The sequence below is a fragment of the Phormidium sp. CCY1219 genome (assembly GCF_055795085.1).
Genome location: NZ_JAYFEQ010000957.1, coordinates 1 through 291, shown reverse-complemented (window position 1 = coordinate 291; position 291 = coordinate 1). Strand labels below are relative to the sequence as shown.

Genomic DNA, 291 nt, shown 5'->3' with positions numbered 1-291 from the left:
TGGCAGTTCGGACAACACCCTGCGCTTGTGGACCCGCCAGGGGGAACCCATCGGCGAACCCTGGCGCGGCCATCAGAATTCGGTCAGCGCCGTAGCCTTCAGCCCGGACGGCGAGACCATCGTCAGTGGCAGTGTAGACAACACCCTGCGCTTGTGGACCCGCCAGGGGGAACCCATCGGCGAACCCTGGCGCGGCCATCAGAATTCGGTCTACGCCGTAGCCTTCAGCCCGGACGGGGAGACCATCGTCAGTGGCAGTGAGGACAACACCCTGCGCTTGTGGACCCGCCA

General features: G+C 65.6%; 1 protein-coding gene. It reads left to right on the top strand.

All coding sequences use genetic code 11. The features are described from left to right. The coding region (locus AC0QH1_RS30965; protein ID WP_442957400.1) for a WD40 repeat domain-containing protein at positions 1-291 on the top strand (291 nt) is incomplete at both ends.